The sequence below is a fragment of the Vibrio sp. V39_P1S14PM300 genome (assembly GCF_009904765.1).
GTDB lineage: Bacteria > Pseudomonadota > Gammaproteobacteria > Enterobacterales > Vibrionaceae > Vibrio > Vibrio proteolyticus.
In genome coordinates, this window is record NZ_WXWP01000251.1 from 1 (window position 1) to 7,135 (window position 7,135).

Consider the following 7,135-nt stretch of genomic DNA (forward strand, 5'->3'; position numbering starts at 1 on the left):
CCGACTGAACCTGTCGCCTGAGCGGCCTCTCAGGTAGCGCAGACCGATAAACGTCGAAACTGGGTGAAACATAACTAGTCAACCTAGATAAAAATTATCGCTACTGTAACGATTAATCTCGCGCATATGTAGCCCTATTTTGCCAATTCAGCGTTAAATTACGTAATTAAGTCTGTGAATGGTAACGACATACCTTGATAAGTTGACCGGTATGTCGATAATCAGATCATTAGACAAAGGAAGATACGTATGTCCGATCAAGAATATTTCACCGTCCATCATCACATGACCGCCAATGTTGAACCATTGGATGACGGTGTCACGCTTCCTTCCTGTAATGACTTCGACGCTGAAATTCCCGTTCCGTTCAAAGTGGCCAGTGAGTTTTGTCATCTTGAGCAAGCCAATGAACACGCTCGCCTGGATATGCAGAACAAAGATATCCGCCAAATCGTGGAACTGCTGGAAAATCAAAACGCCAAACTGAACCTGCTGCTGACGTACATGCTGTCACAACAGGATGATCCCAGGTATCGTTATACCACCGAGTCATTTGGTGCCAGTCAGTTTACGTTTCGTAGCACACAAGCGATGCCAACTGACATGCAGGCCCGAGTGAAACTATTTCTGGAACATCCTTCGGCAGCGATCTATTGTTATGGCCGCGTAACGGGCTGTGACGCTCAGGAGAATGACTTCCTGATCACGATGAAATATGAACGCCTCAGAGACAGCGACCAGGATCTGCTGATTAAAGCCGCGCTTTTCCAACAACAAAAACTGTTGCGTCAGCGCTCTTTAACCCGAGAAAAACAATAAGCATTACCATGACTACATCCCATTTACTTGCTTTGGCCAACCCAAGCGGCGCCGGAGACAAAAAGCACGTCGGCAATCTTCAGGGCGCCAGTCTGGCACTGGCGATCGCCGAGCTGGCAGCGCAACACAGCAGCCATACGCTGCTGGCGGTCCCGGATCCACAGACCGCCCTCAAATTGCAGCAGGAAATCGAACAGTTCAGTGAGAGTGAAGTCGCGCTTTTTCCGGATTGGGAAACGCTGCCATACGACAACTTCTCACCACACCAGGAAATCATTTCAGATCGGATAGCCCGTCTGTATCAGCTGCCGACGCAAACCCGCGGTATCACCATTGTGCCGGTCAGTACATTGCTACAACGTCAGTCTCCGCGCGAATTTTTGATGCAGCATACGCTGATGGTCAAAACCGGCGATCTCTATTCTTTAGAGAAACTGCGCCTGCAACTGGAAAAGTCCGGCTACCGTCATGTCGATCAGGTCTTTGGTCCGGGCGAATACGCCAGTCGCGGTTCCATTCTGGATCTGTTTCCGATGGGATCGAGCGATCCTTACCGAATCGATTTTTTTGATGATGAGATCGATACGATACGGACTTTTGATCCGGAAACGCAGCGCTCCATTGAAGACATCGCGCAGATCCGTCTGCTGCCAGCACACGAGTTCCCCACCAGCGAATCGGCCATTGAAGAGTTTCGGATTCGCTGGCGTCAGCGGTTCGAAGCTCGTCGCGAGCCAGAGTCAGTGTATATGCAAGTTTCCAAAGGCACCTGGCCAGCCGGGATTGAATACTGGCAACCGCTGTTCTTTGATCATAGTGAAACCTTATTCGACTACATTGCCGACGACAGCCAATTGATTGCCGTTGGCGATATCGAGTCTGCCATTGATACCTTCCTCAATGATGTCGATTATCGCTACGACCAGCGTAAGGTAGACCCACTCCGCCCTCTATTGCCACCGCATGAATTGTGGCTGAAGAAAGATGAACTGTACGCACAGTTCAAGTCGCTGCCGCAAATTGTGTTGTCCGCGGAGAGCGTCAGTGAAAAGGCCGGGCGAATCAATCCGCCTCTGGAAGCACTGCCGGAGCTGGCCGTACAGCATCAGAACAAAGAGCCTCTCGCAGCGCTGCGCCAGTTCAGTGAGTCCTTTAGCGGCAAACTGATCTTCTCAGTTGAATCGGAAGGACGCCGAGAAGCCCTGCTGGAGTTACTGCAGCGCATTAAACTGCGTCCTGTCGCTTGCGCATCATTGCACGAAGCGCTGCACAGCCCGGAACGTTTTACTCTGGTACTGGGCGCCAGCGAGCACGGATTCATTCATTCTCTGGCGGACATCGCGTTTATCTGTGAAAGCGATTTACTGGGCGATCGCGTCATTCAACGACGTCGCAAAGACCGCAAAGTCACCAACAGTGACGCGGTTATCCGTAATCTGGCCGAACTCAAACCCGGGCAACCCGTGGTCCACATTGATCATGGTATTGGCCGCTACATTGGCCTGCAAACGCTGGAAGCGGGTGGCATGACCACCGAGTACGTAACGCTTGAGTATCAAAACGACGCCAAATTATATGTCCCGGTTGCGTCACTCAACCTTATCAGCCGTTATTCTGGTGGCGCCGAAGAAGCCGCACCACTGCATAAACTCGGCGGAGAAGCCTGGGCGAAGGCTCGTCGCCGCGCTGCGGAAAAAGTGCGTGATGTGGCGGCAGAGCTGTTGGATGTGTACGCCAAACGCGAGCTGAAACCAGGCTATAAGTTTGCGCTCGACCGCGGCCAGTACGCGACGTTCAAAGCCGGATTCCCGTTTGAGGAAACCGATGATCAGGCAATGGCGATTAACGCGGTAATGTCAGATATGTGCCAACCCAAAGCCATGGATCGTTTGGTGTGTGGCGACGTGGGTTTTGGCAAGACCGAAGTGGCGATGCGGGCGGCGTTTGTGGCCACCGACAATGGCAAACAAGTGGCCGTGTTAGTACCGACCACACTGCTGGCACAACAACATTTTGAAAACTTCCGCGACCGATTTGCTAACTTGCCCATCCGGGTCGAAGTACTGTCACGATTTAAATCGGCCAAAGAGCAGAAACTGATTCTTCAAGACATTGAAGACGGGAAAGTCGATCTGGTGGTTGGCACACACAAGCTGCTTTCGAGCGATATTCGTTTTAAAGACCTCGGCCTGTTGATCGTAGACGAAGAACACCGTTTTGGAGTGCGCCAGAAAGAAAAGATGAAAGCGATGCGCGCTGACGTCGATATTCTGACTCTGACCGCCACCCCTATCCCACGGACCCTCAACATGGCGATGAGTGGCATGCGCGACCTGTCGATTATTGCAACGCCACCGGCGCGGCGTCTGGCCATCAAAACCTTTGTGCGTGAGCGGGACGACAGCATCATCCGCGAAGCGGTTCTGCGTGAGATCATGCGCGGTGGCCAGGTTTACTTCCTGCATAATCAGGTCGAAACCATAGAAAAAGTAGCCGCTGACCTGGAAAAACTGATCCCCGAAGCGCGTATTACCACGGCTCACGGTCAGATGCGCGAACGCGAGCTGGAACGCATCATGAATGATTTCTATCACCAGCGCTTTAATCTGCTCGTATGTACCACCATCATTGAAACCGGCATCGATGTGCCGACCGCCAACACGATCATCATGGATCGCGCCGATCACCTCGGCCTGGCTCAGTTGCACCAACTGCGTGGCCGCGTCGGTCGCTCGCACCATCAGGCTTATGCCTATCTGTTGACTCCACACCCTAAAGCCATGACCAAAGACGCGATCAAAAGGCTTGATGCGATCGCCTCTTTGGAAGATTTGGGCGCCGGCTTCACGCTGGCAACGCACGATCTTGAAATCCGCGGAGCGGGTGAATTACTGGGCGATGAGCAGAGCGGACAAATCCAGTCGGTCGGCTTCACCCTGTATATGGAGATGCTGGAACAAGCAGTCGACGCTCTGCGTGAAGGCAAAGAGCCCTCTTTGGATGAGTTGCTGCGCGAGCAGACAGAAGTCGAAATGCGCTTACCCGCACTGTTGCCCGATGATTATATTCCGGATGTGAACACGCGCCTGTCGATGTACAAACAAATCGCCAGCGTGTCGAGCAATGAAGAATTGGAAGAGCTGAAAGTAGAACTGATAGATCGCTTTGGCTTGCTGCCGGACGCGACCAAAAATTTGCTTTCTGTCACTGAACTCAAGCTGGACGCGGCCATGCTGAAAGTGAGAAAGATTGAAGCGCACGATAAGGGTGGCTTCATCGAGTTCTATCCGGACGCTGACATAAATCCAGTGTTTTTGGTTACACTATTGCAATCACAGCCACAAAAATTTGCGATGGAAGGCCCAACCAAGTTTAAGTTTGCGGTACCATTGGTCGACAGACGCAAGCGTATCCAATTTGTTTCAGATATGCTGACTGAGTTTCAACAAAACTTGTTGCCCAGCGCATAACAGATAAGTATCCAAGTTTAAATTCAGGTGCCCTGCACCTACGACGGAGTCGAAATGAAAAAGCTGATCCCACTACTACTCTTTTTTGTCTCTTTGCCGACCATGGCCCGACAATTTGATATAGAAGTGATCATATTTAAACGTACCGTGAATGCGGAACAAACCACGGAATCCTGGCCTGATCAACTGCCGGTTATCAGCATGGACAACGCTGGCAACTTGAACGATGCCAACTATCGCGCTCAAAAAGGCGTGCAGCTGTTACCAAGCTCTTCGTACCGCCTTAATCCACAAGAGCAAGCTCTGCGCAATCACGCAGGCTTCCAGGTGCTGATGCACACCGCATGGCGCCAAAGCGGTCGGGGTCGCCTATCTGCACCGGTTTTTCATATTCAAGGCGGCAAGAACTACTCAAGCCAGTACAACGTAGATGGTAGCCCGAAAGGCAGCACCGCACTCACCAGTATTGACGGTGTCAGCGAAGAGACTCAAAACGGCCCGGTTTACCAACTGGACGGCAGAATGCAGGTGTATGTGGAACACTATCTGTATGCCGATGTGATGCTGGACGTCAAAGAGCCGGTGGTCAAAGAGATCATGCTACCGCAAAAGCCCATGGCGGAATTTGACAACGGGGATACCGTACAGGTTGGCAACCTGGAAGACGTCACACCAACGGTTGAAGAACTTAAGTTCCTCAAGAGCTACCGCATGGATCAGAAACGTCGTATGCGCAGCGGCGAGATCCACTATCTGGATAACCCATTGATGGGCATGATTATCCAGGTTCGTCGCGCAGGCTAACGTATTCGCCCTCTCTGGAGGGCGATTATTTATCGAATACCATGAGCCCGGATTTCCAAATCATCTCATCCCGTCTGGTTCTCAAGCTGATTGAGTCCGACCAGACTCAGACACTGTGCCACGCCATTCAACACTCCCCTTCCCTGCATCAATGGGTTGATTGGTGTCGCGCCGATTTCAGTGCCAAAGAAGCCGAGCGTTTCCTGCTCGCCACCCGACTTAACTGGGTCAAAGGCGAAGCCTATGGGTTTGGTGTTTTCCGCCGCTCTGACGATCAACTGCTTGGCATGGTGGCCATCAACGAGATGTACCATACCTTCAATATGGTCAGTTTAGGTTACTGGATTGCTGACGCCCATCAGGGCAACGGATACGGCAGTGAAGCGCTGCAGGCACTGATTCATTTTTGCTTTGAAAAATTGAAAGTCACCCGAGTCGAAATTGTGTGTGACCCAGCCAACCTGCCCAGTCAGAAACTCGCTCTGGCGTGTGGTGCTCAGTATGAAGTGACGGCCCAAAATCGCTACGTGTTCAATAATCAGCCGAGAGACGGTATGGTGTTCTCAGTACTGCCTTAATTAAAGGCCACGCCCACCAAAAAGAGCTCCGAAGAGCTCTTTTTTATTAATGCAATTTGAGGGTCGGACGTAGCACCCGGTTGATCCTGCCCATTAGCACAATCAGCGCCGTTTTGAAGAACCCATGCAGCGCCATCTGGTGCAGTCGATATAGTGAAATGTACACTACCCGCGCAATGCGACCTTCAACCATCATCGAGCCTTTGGTCAGGTTGCCCATCAGGCTACCGACCGTTGAGAAACGGCTGAGTGAAACCAAAGAGCCTTTATCTTTATAGATATACGGCTTCATCTCACGCCCACTGAGCTTGGCAACAATGTTGCTGAATGCGCGGCTGGCCATTTGGTGCGCAGCCTGAGCTCGCGGTGGTACAAACGAACCATCCGGCTGCGTACACTGAGCCAAATCACCGATCACGAAAATGTCGTCATCACGTGTTGTCTGCAGCGTCTCTTTGACCACCAGTTGGTTGATCCGGTTGGTCTCAAGGCCACCAATATCTTTGATGAAATCCGGTGCCTTAATACCTGCTGCCCAGACCATAATCTGAGCTGGGATCTTCTCGCCGTCTTTTGTCACTAGGCCATCAGCCTCGGCCTGAGTGATCATCGTCGCCGTGCGTACGTTCACGCCCAGCTTAGTCAACTCATGATGCGCCGCGGAAGAGATTCGAGGTGGCAATGCAGGAAGAATGCGTTCACCAGCTTCAATCAAATTAACGTTCAGTTTACTGGAGTCCAGATCGCCGAAACCGTAATTGTGCAGCTCTTTGATTGCGTTATGCAGCTCAGCTGACAGCTCTACGCCAGTCGCGCCACCGCCAACAATCGCAATGTCCACGGTGCCATGGCCTTCTTTGGCATGCAACTTAAGGAATTCATTATTCATTTCCGTGCGGAAACGACTTGCTTGCTCTGGACTGTCGAGGAAGATACAGTGCTCACGTACACCTGGCGTGTTAAAGTCGTTTGACGTCGAGCCAATCGCCATCACCAGAATGTCGTATTCCAATTCACGTCCAGGCATCAGCAATTCATTGTTGCTGTCGCGCAGCTCGCTCAGGGTGATCACTTTTCGTTCACGGTCGATATCGGCCAGACTGCCCAGTTGGAAGTCAAAGCTGTGATTCTTGGCATGCGCCAGATAGCTCAGGGCATCCACGCCTTCATCCAGAGAACCGGTCGCCACTTCGTGCAACAAGGGTTTCCACAAGTGACTGGCTTTTCGATCCACCAGGGTGATTTTTGCTCGTTTTTTGCGCCCTAGGGTTCGCCCCAGTTTGGTTGCCAGTTCCAGGCCACCAGCGCCACCGCCTACAACGATAATTCGCGTCACAGTATTGATCCTCTAAAAATGTCGATAAATGGGTGTCGGCCCGAGGCCAAAGGCTGCATGATGGATAAACAGCAACCGGCGCTCCAACCGATAAAATTTTTAAAATTTGTCTTTCTAGAGATAAGCAA

Annotated in this window: 5 protein-coding genes; 4 read left to right on the forward strand and 1 reads right to left on the reverse strand. The window is 51.7% G+C overall.

Going from position 1 to position 7,135, the window contains the following annotated elements; translation table 11 throughout:
* Positions 1-249: 249 nt before the first annotated feature.
* The 4 genes from CAG65_RS12755 to CAG65_RS12770 are packed head-to-tail and all read left to right on the forward strand — an operon-like array spanning position 250 to position 5,671.
* Positions 250-819 carry a PilZ domain-containing protein gene (locus CAG65_RS12755; protein ID WP_161447800.1) on the forward strand — a complete coding sequence of 190 codons (570 nt, stop codon included), beginning with the start codon at positions 250-252 and terminating at the stop codon, positions 817-819.
* A gap of 8 nt (positions 820-827) precedes the next feature.
* Positions 828-4,289 (forward strand): transcription-repair coupling factor, encoded by a 3,462-nt coding sequence (mfd, locus tag CAG65_RS12760; RefSeq protein ID WP_161453893.1) that lies wholly within the window; start codon positions 828-830, stop codon positions 4,287-4,289.
* Positions 4,290-4,343: 54 nt separating this feature from the next.
* Positions 4,344-5,093, forward strand: coding sequence for a peptidoglycan binding protein CsiV (locus CAG65_RS12765; RefSeq protein ID WP_021704149.1), 750 nt, complete (start codon positions 4,344-4,346; stop codon positions 5,091-5,093).
* A gap of 41 nt (positions 5,094-5,134) precedes the next feature.
* Entirely contained in the window at positions 5,135-5,671 is a 537-nt protein-coding gene (locus CAG65_RS12770; protein WP_161447796.1) for a GNAT family N-acetyltransferase, read from the forward strand.
* 46 nt (positions 5,672-5,717) lie between these two features.
* Here the strand turns inward: CAG65_RS12770 and CAG65_RS12775 are convergent, their stop codons facing one another.
* On the reverse strand, positions 5,718-7,007 hold the full coding sequence (locus CAG65_RS12775) for an NAD(P)/FAD-dependent oxidoreductase (RefSeq protein ID WP_021704151.1): 1,290 nt from the start codon (positions 7,005-7,007) through the stop codon (positions 5,718-5,720).
* Positions 7,008-7,135 lie beyond the last annotated feature (128 nt).